Origin of the sequence: Streptomyces sp. NPDC050422 (genome assembly GCF_044458665.1) — a bacterium.
In the GTDB taxonomy this organism is placed as follows: domain Bacteria; phylum Actinomycetota; class Actinomycetes; order Streptomycetales; family Streptomycetaceae; genus Streptomyces.
Genome location: NZ_JBITIE010000004.1, coordinates 333,477 through 348,379, shown reverse-complemented (window position 1 = coordinate 348,379; position 14,903 = coordinate 333,477). Strand labels below are relative to the sequence as shown.

At 71.4% G+C, this 14,903-nt stretch carries 12 protein-coding genes; 4 read left to right on the top strand and 8 right to left on the bottom strand.

All coding sequences use genetic code 11. From position 1 onward, the window contains the following. Window positions 1–16: 16 nt before the first annotated feature. From ACIBJG_RS07850 to ACIBJG_RS07825, 6 genes are all read right to left on the bottom strand, one after another. Window positions 17–496 (bottom strand): SRPBCC family protein, encoded by a 480-nt coding sequence (locus ACIBJG_RS07850; protein WP_359079807.1) that lies wholly within the window; start codon window positions 494–496, stop codon window positions 17–19. A 1-nt stretch (window position 497) separates the two neighbouring features. After that, window positions 498–755, bottom strand: coding sequence for a phosphopantetheine-binding protein (locus ACIBJG_RS07845; RefSeq protein WP_399305246.1), 258 nt, complete (start codon window positions 753–755; stop codon window positions 498–500). Window positions 756–792: 37 nt separating this feature from the next. Next, window positions 793–2,031: a ketosynthase chain-length factor gene (locus ACIBJG_RS07840; RefSeq protein WP_399305243.1), complete on the bottom strand. Its 1,239-nt coding sequence runs from the start codon at window positions 2,029–2,031 to the stop codon at window positions 793–795. Further along, window positions 2,028–3,296, bottom strand: a complete 1,269-nt coding sequence (locus tag ACIBJG_RS07835) for a beta-ketoacyl-[acyl-carrier-protein] synthase family protein (protein WP_399305241.1) — start codon at window positions 3,294–3,296, stop codon at window positions 2,028–2,030. Before ACIBJG_RS07835 ends, ACIBJG_RS07840 begins: the two co-directional genes overlap by 4 nt. Next, on the bottom strand, window positions 3,293–3,727 hold the full coding sequence (locus ACIBJG_RS07830; RefSeq protein ID WP_399305238.1) for a cupin domain-containing protein: 435 nt from the start codon (window positions 3,725–3,727) through the stop codon (window positions 3,293–3,295). The genes ACIBJG_RS07835 and ACIBJG_RS07830 overlap by 4 nt, the downstream gene beginning before the upstream one ends. Before the next feature lie 76 nt (window positions 3,728–3,803). Beyond that, entirely contained in the window at window positions 3,804–4,925 is a 1,122-nt protein-coding gene (locus tag ACIBJG_RS07825) for a SchA/CurD-like domain-containing protein (RefSeq protein ID WP_399305236.1), read from the bottom strand. Between the two features lie 263 nt (window positions 4,926–5,188). Between ACIBJG_RS07825 and ACIBJG_RS07820 the strand changes: the two genes are divergently transcribed. After that, a complete protein-coding gene (locus ACIBJG_RS07820; RefSeq protein ID WP_399305234.1) occupies window positions 5,189–6,823 on the top strand; it encodes an FAD-dependent oxidoreductase in 1,635 nt (544 codons plus the stop codon). Window positions 6,824–6,846: 23 nt separating this feature from the next. Here ACIBJG_RS07820 and ACIBJG_RS07815 read toward each other — a convergent pair whose 3' ends face one another. After that, complete coding sequence (locus ACIBJG_RS07815; protein WP_399305231.1) at window positions 6,847–8,370, bottom strand: alpha/beta fold hydrolase; 1,524 nt, start codon at window positions 8,368–8,370, stop codon at window positions 6,847–6,849. A gap of 179 nt (window positions 8,371–8,549) precedes the next feature. Here ACIBJG_RS07815 and paaK point away from each other — a divergent pair, with 179 nt between their 5' ends. Next, on the top strand, window positions 8,550–9,845 hold the full coding sequence (paaK, locus tag ACIBJG_RS07810) for a phenylacetate--CoA ligase PaaK (RefSeq protein ID WP_399305228.1): 1,296 nt from the start codon (window positions 8,550–8,552) through the stop codon (window positions 9,843–9,845). A gap of 156 nt (window positions 9,846–10,001) precedes the next feature. Further along, the gene (locus ACIBJG_RS07805) at window positions 10,002–10,793 is read left to right on the top strand and encodes an SAM-dependent methyltransferase (protein WP_399305225.1); all 792 of its coding nucleotides are present in this window, start codon (window positions 10,002–10,004) and stop codon (window positions 10,791–10,793) included. A gap of 14 nt (window positions 10,794–10,807) precedes the next feature. Here ACIBJG_RS07805 and ACIBJG_RS07800 read toward each other — a convergent pair whose 3' ends face one another. Then, the gene (locus ACIBJG_RS07800) at window positions 10,808–12,307 is read right to left on the bottom strand and encodes an acyl-CoA synthetase (RefSeq protein WP_399305223.1); all 1,500 of its coding nucleotides are present in this window, start codon (window positions 12,305–12,307) and stop codon (window positions 10,808–10,810) included. Window positions 12,308–12,457: 150 nt separating this feature from the next. Here ACIBJG_RS07800 and ACIBJG_RS07795 point away from each other — a divergent pair, with 150 nt between their 5' ends. Beyond that, window positions 12,458–14,875 carry a penicillin acylase family protein gene (locus tag ACIBJG_RS07795; RefSeq protein WP_399305221.1) on the top strand — a complete coding sequence of 806 codons (2,418 nt, stop codon included), beginning with the start codon at window positions 12,458–12,460 and terminating at the stop codon, window positions 14,873–14,875. Window positions 14,876–14,903 lie beyond the last annotated feature (28 nt).

Here is a 14,903-nt window from a genome sequence, read left to right as displayed (position 1 = left end):
GTCGGCGGACGGTGTGTCAGTTGGCCGGGACCGCGGCCGTGCGGCGCTCGCGGTCGCGCTGCTCGATCTTGTCCCTGATGAGTTCCATCTGGACACGGGAGTTGCGGTTGATGTTGTCGGTCATCCACGCGTCGTCGACCGGGGCGTCAGGGCGCATCGCGAAGTCCTGCGTCCACCGCATGAGGGTGCCGCCGGGGGCCTCTGAGTACTCCCAGTGGATGTCCATGTGCTGGAACGGACCGGGCTCCACGCGACGGGCCCGGACGGTGCGTCCGGGGCGGTCCGTGGTGCGCTCGGAGACCCAGCTCCACACCTTGTCGTTCTCGTCGGGGTGCATCGTCAGACGGAAGGTGGTCCGCTCGCCGTCGCGCTCGACGACCTCGACGGAGGCGTACTCGCTGAACAGGCGGGGCCAGTTCTCCAGGTCGTTCGTCATGTCCCAGACGAGGTCCAGGGGGGCGGCGATGACGATCTCGTTCTCGGTGTGTCCGGACACTTCAGGCTCCTGTCATGAGGCTGTTGTTGACGAGGTCGAGGAACTCGCGGGGGGTCTTGCAGCGGTCGGCGTCGGCCGGCAGCGGCTGCCCGTGCCGGTTCTCCAGGACACCGACGATGCCCAGGAGACCCAGCGAGTCGAGGCCGAACTCGTCGAAGGCCGTTCCGGACCGGTTCTCCATCTCCCGCGGGTCGACGGTCAGTCCGGCGCCCTTCTTCATCAGGGCGGCCAGCTCTTCGTAGGTCAGTCGTTCGGTCATGAGGGACTTCTCCTTCGCACGGGGGTGTCGGTGGGGCTCATGCGGGGCGCCGGAGCACCATCGCCGCGTTCGAGCCCATGAGGCCGCGGCTGAGCACGAGGGCCGTGCGCAGTTCGGCGGGGCGGGCCCGGCCCATGACCACGTCGAGGTCGTGGCACACCTCGAAGACGTTGGGCGTGGGCGGGATCAGGCCGTTCTCCATGGAGAGGACGGCGGCGGCAGCGTCCAGCACGGGGGCGCCGCAGTAGGCCCGCCCGATACCGGTCTTGGGCGCGGTCACCGGGACGCGCCGGCCATGCGGGCCGAGCGCGTCGGCCAGCGCCAACGCCTCCGCCCGGTCGGCCTCGGGGACTCCGAGAGCGTCCGCGAAGACCACGTCGATCTCCTCGGGTGCGCAGCCGGCCTCGCGCAGCGCGCCCTCGATGGCGTGGGCGAGCCCTTCGCGGGACTCCTCCCAGCGCATCGCGGTGGTGAAGGTGGCCGCGTGACCGGCGAGTTCGGCGCGGACCCGGGCGCCTCGCTCCCGGGCCGCCGTCTCCTCCTCGACCACGAACATCGCGCCGCCCTCGGCGGGCACGAATCCGCAGGCGTCCGAGGTGAACGGGCGGTAGGCCCGCGTCGGGTCCTCGGCGGCGCTCAGGTCTCGGTAACCGAGCTGGCAGACGACGGAGTAGGGGGCGAGCGGGGCCTCGGCCGCGCCGACCACCACCGCGTCGGTGCCGCGCCGGACGGACCGGTCGGCGTGCGCCAGCGCGTCGAGGCCGCCGGCCTCGTCGCTGGCCACCACCGCGCACGGCCCCTTGAAGCCGCCGCGGATGGAGATCTGGCCGGTGCTGGCAGCGTAGAACCAGGCGATCGACTGGTAGGGGCCGACGTACTTGGAACCCTGGCCCCACAGCCGTTGCAGCTCGCGCTGGCCGAACTCGCCGCCGCCGGAACCGGCGGCGGTCACCACGCCCACGCTGAACGGACGGTCCTCGTAGTCCGCGCGGCCCAGCCGTGCGTCGTCCAGGGCCATGTCGGCCGCGGCCATCGCGAAGTGAGTGAACCGGTCGGTCTGTACGAGGTAGCGCTCCTCGATCAGCGAGGCCGGGTCGAAGCCCCTGACCTCGCCGGCCACGTGCAGCGGCAGCTCCTCGCACCCTTCACGGGTGACCCGGTCCAGGACGCTCATGCCTTCCTGCGTCCGCTTCCAGAAGGCTTCGGTGCTCGTGCCGTTGGGGGCGACGACGCCGATGCCGGTGACGACGGTACGCCGGGCCTTGCGGGTGCTCATGGTGTCCTCCCACCGTTTCTGGTCAGGGCCACCGCGGACTGGAATCCGCCGAATCCGCTGCCGACCGACAGGACGCTGCGCAGTTTCAGCGGACGTGCGGTGCGGGGCACGTAGTCGAGGTCGCACTCGGGGTCCGGGGACTCGTAGTTCGCCGTCGGCGGCACCACCTGGTGGACCAGCGCGAGTACGCAGGCCGCGATCTCTATCGCGCCGATCGCCCCGAGCGAGTGACCCACCATCGACTTGATGGAGCTCATCGGTACGTCGTGGGCGTGTGCGCCGAGCGCCCGCTTCACGGCGGCGGTCTCGTGGCGGTCGTTCTGTTTGGTGCCCGAGCCGTGCGCGTTGACGTAGTCGATGTCGGAGGGGGTGATCCCCGCATGGCCGAGCGCCTGGTTGATGGCCTCGGCCATCTCCAGGCCCTCCGGGGTCAGACCCGTCATGTGGTAGGCGTTGCCGAAGGTCGCGTAGCCGGCGATCTCGCAGTAGACCGTCGCACCACGGGCGCGGGCGTGTTCCAGTTCCTCCAGGACGAGCACGGCTCCGCCCTCGCCCATCACGAAGCCGTCGCGGCGGGAGTCGAAGGGCCGGGAGGCGTGCTCCGGGTCCTCGTTGTTGGCCGAGGTCGCCTTGATCGCGTCGAAGCACGCCACGGTGATCGGGGTGATCGGTGAGTCCGAGGCACCGGCGATGCACACGTCAACGCGGCCGTCCTCGATGGAGTGGAAGGCGTAGCCGATCGCGTCGAGGCCGGAGGTGCAGCCCGTGGAGACGGTCTGCACCGGCCCGTGCGCGCCGACCTGTTCGGCGACGGCCGAGGCCAGCGAGCTGGGTGAGAAGGCGCGTTCCAGATGGGGCCCGGCCGGCCGGTGGTCGACGTCCCAGCGTGCTCCGCTGCCGCTGACGGCGACGTAGTCGTGCTCCAGCCGGGTGGTGCCGCCGACCGCGGTACCGAGCGAGACGCCGACGCGCCAGGGGTCGGTCCGCTCCACGTCGAGGCCGGCGTCGGCGAGTGCCTCGCGGGCGGCCACCATCGCGAACTGCACATAGCGGTCCGCTCGGGCGACCTCCTCCTCGTCCAGTCCGTACGCCGCCGGGTCGAAGTCGCACTCGGCGGCGATCCGGGACCGGAAGCCCGCCGGGTCGAAGAGGGTGATGCCCCGGGTCGCTGTGCGGCCGTTGGAGAGGAGGTCCCAGAAGGCCGGGGTGCCGATGCCGCCCGGGGCGACGACGCCGACGCCGGTGACGGCCACGCGCCGGGTCATGAGGCGGCCTCGGTTCGTTCTGGCGGCGCGCCCCGCTCGGCCGACTCGGTGACCTCGGTGTCGACGTGGCCGAGTTCCGGGCGGGGCGCGAGCGGGCCGAGGTGGAAGACCATCCGCGCCTCGACGTCACCCACGTTGCGGAAGCGGTGGCGTACGTTCAGGGGGATCAGCAGCCCCTGGTCCGGCCGCATCGCGTACGGCTCGCCGTCCAGGTCCACTTCGAGCAGCCCGTCCACGACGTAGACGAACTCCTCGGAGTACGGGTGGTAGTGCTCCGCGATGCGGTCGCCGGGCTGAATGATGGCCAGCCCCATGAAGCCGCTGGTGGCGCCCACGGCCGTCGGAGTCAGCAGGGCTCGCAGGTCACCCCCGCGCCTGGTGTTGGGCTGGGTCTCACTGAGGTCCACGATGCGTGGCCGGTGCATGCTCATGACTGCTTTCCTCCTGGCGCATGGCGCGTTGTGTCGACGGGTTGAGCGAGAACCCCCCAGAGTGCTGCTGCGCGGCTCAGGACTCCGCGGCCCGCCGGTCGGTGATCAGCTTCATCTCGGACCGGGCCAGGAAGCGTGCGGCGTCGGCATCGCTCGCCGGTACGGCGTTCGCCTCGCCGTCGAGGAGGCGGGCGAGCCGGGCGGCCTTGCCGGGGCCGTGGATGCCGAGGGACTTGGCGGGCTGCGCGTCGAGCGGGCCGTCCACCTCCAGCAGACGCACCACGATGTCGTCGCGCTGGAAGATCGTGCTGCTCTCGATGGGGCTGCCGGTGTGGTCGGCCTCCTCCTCGTCGTGCTCGGCCAGGAGGCGGGCCAGCGCCATTCCGCAGCCCTCCTTGGCCTGGTAGAACAGCGCGTGGCGCTTGCGCTCCCCGGCCGCGTGGCGGCCTGTCGTCACGTGATGGACGGTGGGCAGGGCCGCCCGGGTGAAGAACATCCTGGCGGAGTCGGGGTCGGCCAGGTCGCGGTCCTGCTCCAGGTACGGGTTGATCGCCTCTTCCACGGCCCGGACCCCGGGCTGCCGGGAAACGTGGCGCAAAGCCGCGAGGAGGTCGCCCTCGACCTCGACCGCGCGCACCACCCGGTTGCCGTGCATGAACAGCGAGGTGCGCCGCAGTCGGGTGTGCTCGTCGACCCGGGCCTGCGGGGAGTCGTAGTCGGCGAGGATCTTCGCGACGATCTCCTCGGTGCCCGGCTTGACGGTGAAGGTCAGCGCGTGGCGCACCACCCCGTCCCCGAGGCGGGGCGCGGCCTGAAGACCGCCCTTGACGGGCTCGAAGCTCTCCTCGAAGGCCGCGCCGGTCTCGCGCAGGACGCTGAAGCGCAGCGAGCGGGTGTCGCGCACACAGCTGTGCAGGGGCTGGACGGTGGCAACGTGGTCCTCGCTGTTGACCCAGGCGAGGAAGGGCGGCGCGCTCTCCCACTCGCTGGTGATGAGCCACTGCGACGGGTTCTCGATGGACTGGCACAGCTGGTCGCTGATGTGGCCGGGGATCGAGGCGACCTGGTTGCGCATGTGCTCGTACGCCTCCAGGAACTGCTTCTGGGCGCCGTCGTGCAGGTCAAGCAGCAGGATGACCCGCAGCCTTGATCCGTCGAAGGCGGACTGGGAGGTCCGTTCCGAGAGCGTGGTGGTCATCTTGCGAACTCCTTCGAGACGAGGGGAGAACCGGCCGGGCCGGTGGAACCGTCGAGTGGGGGGTCGGAGCGGGGAATCTCCCGGCGGATGCGCACGGTCCGCCCGGACCGTGGGCGACGTCTCCGTGACCGATCGTGAAACGCTGGACCGGCTGACGCGAGATTTATGAACCGTTCAGGTGAGCGGGCGTCCGAACCGCTCCGACAGGGGTCGGACAAGGGCATGGACACTGCATCTGTACGGCGTCCGAGCTGGAGCAACTGATGAACGAGAACGTCGACGTCCATGTACCGGTCCTCATCGTGGGCGGCTCCCTGGTGGGTCTGTCCGCGTCCCTCTTCCTCGGCCGGCTGGGCGTCGAACACCTGCTGGTCGAGAAGCACGCCGCCACCTCGACACACCCACGGGGCCGCGGCAACAACGTCCGCACGATGGAGATCTTCCGCCGGGCGGGGGTCGAGCCGCAGATCCGGGCGGCCGCCTCCGTACTGGCGGAGAACCACGGCATCCTGCAAGCCGGTTCACTGACCGGCGACGACCAGGAGTGGCTCTTCAAGGAGATCGACCCGGGTGGCGCACTGGCCCGCTTCAGCCCGAGCGGGTGGTGCCTGTGCAGCCAGAACGACCTGGAGCCGGTTCTCCTGGACCGGGCCCGGGAGCAGGGCGGCGATCTGCGGTTCTCCACCGAACTGCTCTCGTTCGACCAGGACGGGTCGGGGGTCGGGGCGGTCCTGAAGAACCGGGAGACGGGCGAGCACACCACCGTGCGGGCGGACTACCTGATCGCCGCCGACGGTCCGCGCAGCCCGGTCCGCGAGCAGTTGCGCATCGGCCGTTCGGGTGCCGGTGACCTGTTCCACAACGTGAGCATCACCTTCCGGTCCCGTGCGCTCGCCGATGTGCTGGGCGACCGGCGTTTCATCGTGTGCTACCTGACCAATCCGGAAGCGGACGGCGCACTCCTGCCGGTGGACAACGAGCGGGAGTGGGTGTTCCACGCGCCGTGGCAGCCGGGCCGCGGCGAGACGCTGGAGGACTTCACGGACAAACGGTGTGTGGCACACATCCGCAAGGCCGTCGGAGCTCCGGACATCGACGTCGAGATCACGGGCAAGGCACCGTGGCACGCGGCGGAGCGGGTGGCCGACCGGTACGCCCGGGGCCGGGTCTTCCTCGCCGGCGACTCGGCGCACGAGATGTCGCCGACGGGGGCGTTCGGCTCCAACACCGGCATCCAGGACGCGCACAACCTGGCGTGGAAGCTCGCGGCCGTGCTGCGCGGTGAGGCGGGCCCCGGCCTGCTGGACACCTACGAGGCGGAGCGGCGGCCGGTGGCCCGGGCGACGAGCGAGCGGGCCTCGGCGCGTTCCGGCGAACACAGCCACCCAGGGTACGCGGCTCCGCCGACCATGGGCGGCGGGAAGCGCGGCGGGATGCTGAACGTGGCGCTGGGATACCGCTATGTGGACGGCGCTGTGCTGGGCATCGGCCCGGAGTGGCCCGTGGTGCCCGAGGGCGTGCAGCTGGCGGGTGAACCGGGCAGCAGGGCCCCGCACTTGTGGGTCCGCCGGGCCGGTGAACGGATCTCCACGCTGGATCTGTACGAGCGGTCGTTCGTGCTCCTGACCGACGCCGCGGACGTGGCGTGGCGCCGGGCGGCCGCGCGGGTCGGCGAGCGGCTGGGGGTACGGCTCGACGCGTTCGGGATCGGCTCGGGGCCGGGCGGCGACCTGGAGCCGGAGGACGGTGCCGACTGGGCCGAGGCGCACGGGACGAGCACCGAGGGTGCCGTGGTGGTGCGCCCCGACGGGTTCGTCGCCTGGCGTGCGGAGTCGGGTGTCGAGGACGCCGACGCGGCGCTGCACGAGGTCATGGTGGCGCTGCTGCGCCGGGACTGACGCCCCGGGCGGCCCAGCAGGGATCAGCCCACGCCGAACGACCGGAGGGCCGCGAGGAATTCCTCCGGCCGTTCGGTGTGCACGAGATGGCCCGCGTCGATGGTGGTGTGTCGCGCGCCGGGGATCTGGCGGGCCATCCAGGCGAGGTCCTCCTGGGCGATCTGGCTCCTGGGCCCGCCGCCGATGACGAGCGTGGGGGCGGTGATCTCGCCGAGGCGTTCGCGGCTCTCCGGATCCGGGTCGTTGAGCTGGGCGTCGGTGGAGGGCACGACGGGCCAGTCGAAGTCCAGCTCTCCGGCCGGGCGTTCGGCCGGTGCGCGGGGCGGGTCGAGAGGGAAGGGCGGCGGCGCCTCCTCGATGACGAGGCGGCCGATGAGTCCGGGCTGCCGCTCGGCGAGCAGATACGCCGCGGCGCCGCCCATGGAGTGTCCGACGACCGTGGCACCGGAGAGGTTGCGGGCCTCCAGGAAGGCGTGCAGGTCGTCGCGGAACAGCTCGAAGGAGTAGCGTCCGGGCCAGTCGCTGAGTCCATGGCCGCGGAAGTCGAACGCGTACACCCGGTGCCGGGCGGAGAGCCGCTCGGCGATGGTGGCCCAGGTGGTGCTGTCGCCGCAGCGTCCGTGGGCGAGGACGACGGGCGGCGCGGCCGGGTCGCCCCACGCCCGGTAGGCGAGCCGGATGCCACCGGCCTGGACGCTGCGCACGTCCGGGTCCAGGAACGCGGCGAGGGTACGGACGAACGCGCCCGGGTCGTCGAGCCAGGGGAAGTGGCCGGCGTCGCGCTGCACGGCGAACTCCGATTCCGGGTAGAGCGCGGCCAGTTCGGCAGCACGGTCGGGCGTGGTCACGCCGTCGTACTCACCTGCGAGGACGAGCACCGGGGCCGGGAGGGCCCGCAGGGCGGTGACCGTCGCAGCGGGATCGAACGCTCCCTGCCCGTAGTAGGCCCGCGCCGCTTCGGAGTTGATCTGCTGCGCGGAGGCAGCGGCGTGGGCCTGCGCGTCGGCGTCCCAGCGCCCGTACAGGAACGGCCTTGAGGCGGCGCGCAGTTCGTCGGTCAGTCGCCCTGCCCAGATCTCCTCCAGAGCCGGGAGCGCCTGCGCGTACCAGGGTTCCGCGCTGCGCAGGGCGGCGGCCTCCCGGGCCTCGCGCTCGACGAAGGGCAAGCCGACCGCCCGCGTGGTGGGCGCGACGAGGATCAGGCTCCGCAGGGCGTGTGGGTAGCGGGCCGCGTAGAGCGAGGCGAGGTCCCCGGCCGCCGAGTGGGCGAGCAGGTCGACGCGGTCGGTCCCGAGGTGCCGGCGCAGCGCCTCGACGTCCTCGACGAGCCGGTCGCAGCGGTAGGTGGAGATGTCGTCCGGTACGTCGGAGCCCCCGGTGCCCCGCAGATCCAGAATGATCAACTGCCGTACGGCGGAGAGTCCGCCGAGGTCCCCGAGGTAGGCGCCGGCCCGCATGGCGCCGCCCGGCAGGCAGATCAGCGGCGCGCCCTCCCCCGTGACGTGATAGGCGAGCTCGGTCCCGTCGTACGTGTGGAAAGTCGGCATGGACCCATCCAAACAGGGCCGACCGGGTGATGCAGCAGTGTTCGGTACGGGCGTATCCGGGGAACGCATCGGATGCGTCGCGCCTCTTGCCACACCGGGGAAGATCCTGAATTACTGCTCCCGGAGGAACGACCGAATGATCGGTCGTCTGCACGGTGCACGGAACGAGGGAGATCCGCATGACGGCTCTGCTGGACGTGGCGGAACGGATGGGCCGCGAGGAGCTCGCGGCACTGCAGTTGGAGCGGTTGCGGGCCACCCTGCGTCATGCGTACGACAACGTCGGCCACTACCGGCAGGCGTTCGACCGGGCGGGGCTTCGTCCGGACGACTGCCGCTCGCTGGCCGACCTGGCCCGGTTCCCGTTCACCACCAAGGCCGATCTGCGCGACAACTATCCGTTCGGGATGTTCGCGGTCCCCGAGGAGCGGGTGCGACGCATCCACGCCTCCAGCGGGACGACCGGCCGGCCCACGGTCGTCGGCTACACCGAGAGGGATCTGGACACCTGGGCGGACGTGGTCGCCCGCTCGATCAGGGCAGCCGGCGGGCGTCCCGGGCAGAAGGTCCATGTCGCGTACGGATACGGTCTGTTCACCGGAGGCCTCGGCGCGCACTACGGCGCGGAGCGGCTCGGCTGCACGGTCATTCCGGCTTCCGGCGGCATGACGGCCCGGCAGGTGCGGCTGATCCAGGACTTCCGGCCCGAGGTCATCATGGTGACGCCGTCCTACATGCTGACGCTCCTGGACGAGTTCGAGCGGCAGGGCGTGGACCCGCGGGCGACGTCACTGAAGGTGGGGATCTTCGGGGCCGAGCCGTGGACGCAGGAGATGCGCCGCGAGATCGAGGAACGGTTCGCGATCGACGCGGTCGACATCTACGGGCTGTCCGAGGTGATGGGCCCGGGTGTGGCGCAGGAGTGCGTGGAGACGAAGGACGGACTGCACATCTGGGAGGACCACTTCTATCCCGAGGTGGTCGACCCGTTCACCGGCGAGGTGCTGCCCGAAGGGGCCGAGGGTGAGCTGGTGTTCACCTCACTCACCAAGGAGGCCATGCCGGTCATCCGCTACCGGACCCGTGACCTCACCCGGCTGCTGCCCGGCACGGCCCGGGTCTTCCGGCGGATGGAGAAGGTCACCGGGCGCAGCGACGATCTCGTGATCCTGCGCGGGGTGAACCTCTTCCCGACGCAGATCGAGGAGATCGTGCTCCGCACCCCCGGTGTGTCGCCCCACTTCCAGCTGCGGCTGACCCGCGAGGGGCGCCTCGACGTGCTGACGGTGCGGGCGGAGGCCCGGGCCGGGGCGACACCGGAGCAGCGGGCGGCGGCCACCGTGTCGGTCGCGGTGGCCGTCAAGGACGGGGTCGGCGTCTCGGTCCGGGTCGAGATCCTCGATCCGGAGACGTTGGAGAGGTCCGTCGGCAAGTTCAGGAGGATCGTGGACGAGCGGGAACGTCCCGGCAGTTGACCTCCCCGAGCCGCCGGCGGGCGCGCCAACACCCCCTGGGGCCCGCGTGGTTGCTGTGGCAGGATGCGTCGGGGGGCATGACCTGCACGGAGACGTGTCCGGCCTGCACCGTCCCGTTCCCGCTGTTCTCCCGTACCGAAGAACTTGGAGCCCGCCATGACGACAGGACCGGCCGAGGCCCGGATCGACACCGGCAGGCCCCACCCCGCGCGTGTCTACGACTATCTCCTGGGCGGCAAGGACCACTACCCCGTCGATCAGGCTCTCAGCGAGCAGATGCCGCCCGAGGCGAAGGAGGCCGTCGCACAGAACCGGGCGTTCATGCACCGGGCAGCCGGCTGGGCCGCGCGTTCGGGCATCGACCAGTTCCTCGACGTCGGGACGGGCATTCCGACCCGGCCCAACCTTCATCAGGTGGTGCAGGAGATCAACCCCGCGGCCCGGGTCGTCTACACGGACAACGACCCCATCGTCCTGCGGCATGCCGAGGCGCTGCTCGTCAGCACACCGGAGGGGGCCACGGACTACCTCGAAGAGGACGTACGCGAGCCGGCGAAGATACTCGAACACGCGGGTGCCGTGCTGGACTTCGGCCGGCCCGTCGCACTGTCCCTCATCGCCCTCATGCACTTCGTACCCGACGAGGACGACCCCTACGGCATCACCCGCACCCTCCTGGACGCCCTGGCCCCGGGAAGCTGTCTGGTGCTTTCGCACTTCACCAAGGACTTCCTCTCCGGTGAACAGGACAGGACCGACGAGTACCGGGCGAGCGGGATCACTTTGCGGCCCCGGACGAGGCCGGAGGTCGCCCGGTTCTTCGACGGGCTCGACCTGGTCGATCCGGGCCTGGTCACGGCTCCCCGGTGGAACCCGGGGGCGGCTGTTCCAGAGAGCAGGGACGCCACCGACAGCTTCCATGTCGGGGTCGCCCGCGTCCGCCCGTAGGGACCCGCCGCCTCTCAGGCGAAGCGGTCGCGGAGCTCCCGCTTGAGGATCTTTCCGCTGGCGTTGCGCGGGAGTCCGCCCACGAACACGACCCTCTTCGGGGCCTTGAAGTGGGCGAGCTTCTCACGGGCGTGGTCGATCAGTTCGGCCTCGGTCGCCTCCCCGCGCAGGACGACGACGGCGGTGACGGCTTCGATCCAGCGCTCGTCAGGCAGTCCGACGACGGCCGCCTCGGCGACGGCCGGGTGGGTGTAGAGCGCGTCCTCGACCTGACGGGAGGCGACGAGCACGCCACCGGAGTTGATGACGTCCTTGACCCGGTCGACGACGGTGAAGTAGCCCTCCGCGTCACGGACGGCGAGGTCGCCGGAGTGGAACCAGCCGTCGCGGAACGCCTCGGCGCTCTCCTGCGGCTTGTCCCAGTAGCCGCTGCACAGCTGGGGCGAGCGGTAGACCACCTCGCCCGCGGTGCCGTCGGGAACGTCCTCGCCGTTCTCGTCGACGACCTTGGCCTCGACGAAGAGGACGGGCCGGCCGCAGGAGTCCATCCGGCCCTCGTGCTCGTCCGGCCCCAGGACGGTGGCGAGGGGGCCGATCTCGCTCTGGCCGAAGCAGTTGTAGAAGGCGAGATGCGGGAGACGCTCGCGGAGGCGTTCCAGCACCGGGACGGGCATGATCGACGCGCCGTAGTACGCCTTGCGCAGGCCGCCGAGGTCGCGGGCCGCGAAGTCCGGATGGTTGGCGAGGCCGATCCAGACGGTGGGCGGGGCGAAGAGGCTGTCGGCCTGTCCCGACTCGACGAGGTCGAAGATCCGGGCCGCGTCCGGGGCGTCGAGAATCGTGTTCTCGGCGCCGACCGCGAGGTAGGGCAGCAGGAACACGTGCATCTGCGCGGAGTGGTAGAGCGGCAACGCGTGCACGGGCCGGTCGGCGGCGCGCAGATCGAGGGCGGTGACGGCGCTGACGTACTCGTGGACGAGGGCGCCGTGCGTCATCATCGCGCCCTTGGGCAGGGCGGTGGTGCCGGAGGTGTACAGCAGCTGGACGAGGTCGTCCGCGGCCGGTTCGTGCGCGGACGTGAAGGGGCGCGGGGTGCCGAGTTCGGCCAGGAGCGAGCCGGGGGCGTCGCGCAGCGGCCGTACGGCATACCCCTCCGGGACGCGGCCGGCGAGGTCCGGGTCGGTGAGGACCAGGGAGCTGCCGGACTGGCTCAGGATGTACGCGAGGTCCTCGCCGGTGAGGTTCTGGTTGACCGGCACATGGACGAGGCCGGCCCGGGCGCAGGCGAGGTATGCGATCAGGTACGCGTCGGAGTTGTGCGCGTAGGAGGCGACCCGGTCCCCGGGGCGCAGCCCGTGGCCGTCCATGAGGACGGCGGCCGCGGTGCCGACCGCCTCGTCGAGGCCGCGGTAGGTCCAGGCCCGGTCGGCGTACCGCAGGGCGGTGCGTTCGGGGGTGCGCCGTGCGCTGCGGGTCACGACGCCGTCGACTGTGCTGCTGCGTACACCGGTCATGGCGTGATCCTGTGCGGCTCGGGCCCCGGGGTCAAGGGTCCGGATTCCGACCGGGATGTTGACAGACGTACAGGAGTGCTGGCTGAGTTTCCCCTGACATCTCGAACTCCTGAGTAACCGTCTTTCGCACCCGCTGAGTTGGGAGGACCTTTGCCCCTCCGGAACCGTCTGAGGATTCTCGCCATATCCGGTCTGGCGCTGTTCACCGTGTCGGCGTCACTGCCGCCGGCCTCGGCGCACAGCACCCGTCCCCATCACCCGTCGGGGGGCGGCCTCTCCGCCGTGATCCGCTACACCGAGTACGGCATTCCGCACATCGTGGCGAAGGACTACGCGAATCTGGGCTTCGGCAACGGCTGGGCGCAGGCCGCCGACCAGGTGTGCACGCTCGCCGACGGCTTCGTCACGCTGCGCGGGGAGCGGTCCCGGTACTTCGGCCAGGACGCGGCGCCGGACGGCTCGCTGTCGTCGGCGGCGAAGAACCTGTCCAGCGACCTGTACTTCCGCGGGGTACGCGACAGCCGCACCGTGGAAAAGCTGCTGAAGGTGCCCGCCCCTGCCGGACCGAGCCGTGCGACGAAGGAACTGCAGCGCGGCTGGGCGGCCGGTTACAACGCCTGGCTGGCACAGAACCGGATCACCGACTCCGCCTGCCGGGGCGCCCGCTGGGTGCGCCCGGTGACCACGCTCGACGTGGCGGAGCGGGCCTTCGCACTCTCCGTGCTCGGCGGCCAGGGCCGCGGCATCGACGGCATCACGGCTGCGCAGCCGCCCGCCCCCGCGCAGCCGCCCACTCCCCCGTCCCCCTCACCCGACGACGCGGCGGACGCGGCGGCGCGGCTGCTGTCGACGCAGAACGCGGACATGGGGTCCAACGCGGTGGCGTTCCGCGGCAGTACGACAGCGGGCGGGCGCGGACTACTGCTCGGCAACCCGCACTACCCGTGGCAGGGCGGGCGGCGGTTCTGGCAGTCCCAGCAGACGATTCCCGGTGAGCTGAACGTGGCGGGCGGTTCGCTGCTCGGCTCGGCGACCATGTCGATCGGCCACAACGCGCACGTCGCGTGGAGCCACACGGTGGCCACGGGTGTCACCCTCAACCTGCATCAGCTGAGCCTCGATCCGGCCGATCCGACCGCGTACCTGGTGGACGGGAAGCCGCAGCGAATGACGAAGCGCACTGTCTCCGTCGCGGTCGAGGGCGGCCGGGAGGTGACGCGCACCCAGTGGTGGACCCGCTACGGGCCCGTCGTCACCTCGCTCGGTGCGGGTCTGCCACTGCCCTGGACGCAGACGACCGCGTACGCGCTGGGCGACCCGAACGCGGTGAACCTGCGCTCGGGAGACACCGCGCTCGGGTTCAGCAAGGCCCGCAGCACGGCCGGGATCAAGGAGGCACTGCGCCGTACGCAGGGGCTGCCGTGGGTCAACACGATCGCGGCCGACTCCTCCGGGCACACGTTCTTCTCGCAGTCGCAGGTGCTGCCGAGGATCACGGACGAGCTCGCACAGCGCTGCTCGACGCCACTGGGCAGGGCGACGTACCCGGCGTCGGGACTCGCCGTACTGGACGGCTCGCGGAGCGACTGCGCACCGGGGTCGGACCCGGACGCCGTACAGCCCGGGATCTTCGGCCCGGGCCGGATGCCCACCGTGGAGAACGCGCCGTACGTCGAGAACTCAAACGACAGCGCCTGGCTGACGAACGCCGACGCCCCGCTGACCGGGTACGAGCGTGTCTTCGGGACGGTCGGCACACCGCGCTCCATGCGCACCCGGGGCGCCGTCGAGGACGTCTCCGCGATGGCGGAGGACGGCGGGCTGACTGTCGCCGATCTGCAGCGACAGCAGTTCGCGAACCGGTCGCCGGCCGGCGACCTGGCCGCGTCCGGCCTGGCAGGCGCCTGCGCGGCGCTGCCCGGTGGCACGACTCCCGGGAGCGCGGGCACGCCGGTCGATGTCTCGGCGGCCTGCCCGGTGCTGCGCGACTGGGACCGGAAGGTCGACACGGGGAGCCGGGGCGCACTGCTCTTCGACCGGTTCTGGCGCCGCGCGGTGGTCGTGCCGGCGGCCGACCTGTGGAAGGTGCCGTTCTCCCCCGCCGACCCCGTCGGCACGCCGAACACGCTCGACACCGCGACTCCCGGCGTCCTCACGGCCCTCGCCGACGCCGTAACCGAGCTGAGGGGTGCGGGGATCGCCCTGGACGCACCGCTGGGCGAGCACCAGTCCGTACTGCGGGGCGAGCGGCGTATCCCGATCGGCGGCGGTACGGAATCCCTGGGCATCTGGAACAAGACCGAGGGCGTGTGGGACGCGGCGGCCGGCGGGTACACGGACATCTCGACCGGGTCCAGCTACATCCAGGCGGTCGGCTGGGACGGCGGCCCCTGCCCCGTGGCGCGCACCCTGCTCACGTACGCGCAGTCGTCGAACCCGGCGTCGCCGCACTACAGCGATCAGACCGAGCTGTACTCGGGTGAGCGCTGGGTGACGTCGCGGTTCTGCGAGAAGGACATCGCGCGTTCGCCCGCTCTGCGGGTGGTGCGGGTGCGCGAGCACCGCTGAGGCCTGACGGCTCGCGATCAGCCCCTGA

What these genes read in the sequence shown, in the direction of transcription:
- ACIBJG_RS07845 (WP_399305246.1), bottom strand. Translation starts at nt 755, where the DNA reads ATGACCGAACGACTGACCTACGAAGAGCTGGCCGCCCTGATGAAGAAG.
- ACIBJG_RS07840 (WP_399305243.1), bottom strand. Translation starts at nt 2,031, where the DNA reads ATGAGCACCCGCAAGGCCCGGCGTACCGTCGTCACCGGCATCGGCGTC.
- ACIBJG_RS07835 (WP_399305241.1), bottom strand. Translation starts at nt 3,296, where the DNA reads ATGACCCGGCGCGTGGCCGTCACCGGCGTCGGCGTCGTCGCCCCGGGC.
- ACIBJG_RS07830 (WP_399305238.1), bottom strand. Translation starts at nt 3,727, where the DNA reads ATGAGCATGCACCGGCCACGCATCGTGGACCTCAGTGAGACCCAGCCC.
- ACIBJG_RS07825 (WP_399305236.1), bottom strand. Translation starts at nt 4,925, where the DNA reads ATGACCACCACGCTCTCGGAACGGACCTCCCAGTCCGCCTTCGACGGA.
- ACIBJG_RS07820 (WP_399305234.1), top strand. Translation starts at nt 5,189, where the DNA reads ATGAACGAGAACGTCGACGTCCATGTACCGGTCCTCATCGTGGGCGGC.
- ACIBJG_RS07815 (WP_399305231.1), bottom strand. Translation starts at nt 8,370, where the DNA reads ATGCCGACTTTCCACACGTACGACGGGACCGAGCTCGCCTATCACGTC.
- paaK (WP_399305228.1), top strand. Translation starts at nt 8,550, where the DNA reads ATGACGGCTCTGCTGGACGTGGCGGAACGGATGGGCCGCGAGGAGCTC.
- ACIBJG_RS07805 (WP_399305225.1), top strand. Translation starts at nt 10,002, where the DNA reads ATGACGACAGGACCGGCCGAGGCCCGGATCGACACCGGCAGGCCCCAC.
- ACIBJG_RS07800 (WP_399305223.1), bottom strand. Translation starts at nt 12,307, where the DNA reads ATGACCGGTGTACGCAGCAGCACAGTCGACGGCGTCGTGACCCGCAGC.